The 1,523-nt window shown below is 51.0% G+C and carries 4 protein-coding genes; 1 reads left to right on the top strand and 3 read right to left on the bottom strand.

Annotation, left to right across the window (positions count from 1 at the left end; all coding sequences use genetic code 11):
• On the bottom strand, positions 1 to 60 hold a 60-nt coding region (locus RDN66_RS03720), incomplete at its 3' end, for an IS1 family transposase (protein ID WP_001623223.1).
• Between the two features lie 112 nt (positions 61 to 172).
• Here RDN66_RS03720 and RDN66_RS03715 point away from each other — a divergent pair.
• Positions 173 to 439, top strand: coding sequence for a hypothetical protein (locus RDN66_RS03715; protein ID WP_308537560.1), 267 nt, complete (start codon positions 173 to 175; stop codon positions 437 to 439).
• On the opposite strand, the gene RDN66_RS03710 is transcribed toward RDN66_RS03715, so the two are convergent.
• Both RDN66_RS03710 and msrB read right to left on the bottom strand, forming a co-directional pair.
• Positions 436 to 714 (bottom strand): YeaC family protein, encoded by a 279-nt coding sequence (locus RDN66_RS03710; RefSeq protein WP_035894598.1) that lies wholly within the window; start codon positions 712 to 714, stop codon positions 436 to 438. The genes RDN66_RS03715 and RDN66_RS03710 overlap by 4 nt on opposite strands.
• Positions 715 to 757: 43 nt before the next feature.
• Entirely contained in the window at positions 758 to 1,171 is a 414-nt protein-coding gene (gene msrB, locus RDN66_RS03705; RefSeq protein ID WP_035894600.1) for a peptide-methionine (R)-S-oxide reductase MsrB, read from the bottom strand.
• Between the last annotated feature and the right edge of the window lie 352 nt (positions 1,172 to 1,523).

Raw genomic sequence — 1,523 nt, 5'->3', positions numbered from 1 at the left:
GTTACGCACCACCCCGTCAGTAGCTGAACAGGAGGGACAGCTGATAGAAACAGAAGCCACTGGAGCACCTCAAAAACACCATCATACACTAAATCAGTAAGTTGGCAGCATCACCCGCCGTCAGTATGCCCAGCATAACGAAGAGATTATCAGCGGCATCGTCGCGGCGCTGGTGAAAACCGGAAAGTTTATCGACAGGCACCGCCATGAGGCAGCGCAGCTACTGGCAAGCGAACTGGGGCTGGATACCGGAGCGCTGGTCTGTGCGCTGGCGCGGCGCAGCCATCAAACGCGTGAAATGGATATGCAGGCGATACGCGCGCAGCAAACGATCGCCGACCGTTTCTACGCGCTGGGCCTGTTGAACAGGCCCGTGGCGGTCAGAGAGGCGCTGTGGTACGCCAACACGCAGTGGGTTGAGCCGTGGGCTGCCGCTTAGTGCTGTTTAAACGTCGCAATCGGCTTCGGTGTGATACCGAAGTCTTCTTTTAGCTGCTGCTTACTCTTCATCACCATCTGTCCTTGCGTGTCGATAGTCATGTGCTGCGCATCATCGTTGTAGCGAGACTGCCACAGCATCACCAGCTGCAGACAGTTTTCTTTCTGTTCAGCCGTCAGCGCCACGCCGTCAGGCCATTTTCCTAGCTCCACCGCGGTGACTAAACGCTGGTAAATTTCCGGCGTCATATTGTCGATCATTTGCTCAATACTCATCTTCAGCGCCCTCTCCTCAGGAATAATTTGCTGAATCGTTTCTTCAACCCTTGGTCGCGTCGCCGTTCTCATCATCCGTGAAGCTTAACGACGCGGAGTTGACGCAAAAACGCTCGCCGGTAGGCTGCGGACCATCGGGGAACACGTGCCCAAGGTGCGCATCGCAATTACCACAACGGATTTCAGTGCGTTGCATGCCGTGGGAGTAATCATTGAGGTAACGGATGGCCGTGTCACTCACCGGCTCATAAAAACTGGGCCAACCGCATCCGGAGTCATACTTACTTTGGGAGTGGAAAAGCGGCGCATCGCACACCAGACAATGATAAATCCCATCGCGCTTATTGTGCAGTAAACGCCCGGTAAACGGCGGTTCTGTGCCATGTTTCTGAGTAACGTAGAACTGCATTTCACTCAGGGTATTTTTCAGTTCTTCTGGGGTGTTTTTTTTCACCATTTTGCTCACATCTCATTATGAAAAATACATATGCCAGACGATTCTAACAAAACATTAACAATGAAGTGCGAACTTTTGTTCTAAACTTAATCGGCGTGAAAAGGCACCCGGGGAATTGTGACTTAAATCACATTTTTATCTTCTGCGCCCTTTAAAATCCCCGGCGCCGCCCTCATGTGGTTTCAAGCTCATAGGAAGAGTGAGGCACGTCAGTCGACTAAAGCTTAGGCAGAGGATTGATTTGTCGCAATGATTGACACGATTCCGCTTGACGCTGCGTAAGGTTTTTGTAATTTTACAGGCAACCTTTTATTCACTAACAAATAGCTGGTGGAATATATGACTATCAAAG

Origin of the sequence: uncultured Kluyvera sp. (assembly GCF_902485085.1) — a bacterium.
Lineage (GTDB): Bacteria > Pseudomonadota > Gammaproteobacteria > Enterobacterales > Enterobacteriaceae > Kluyvera > Kluyvera ascorbata.
The sequence above is the reverse complement of the archived record's forward strand: the minus strand, read 5'-3'. Positions and strand labels throughout refer to the sequence as shown.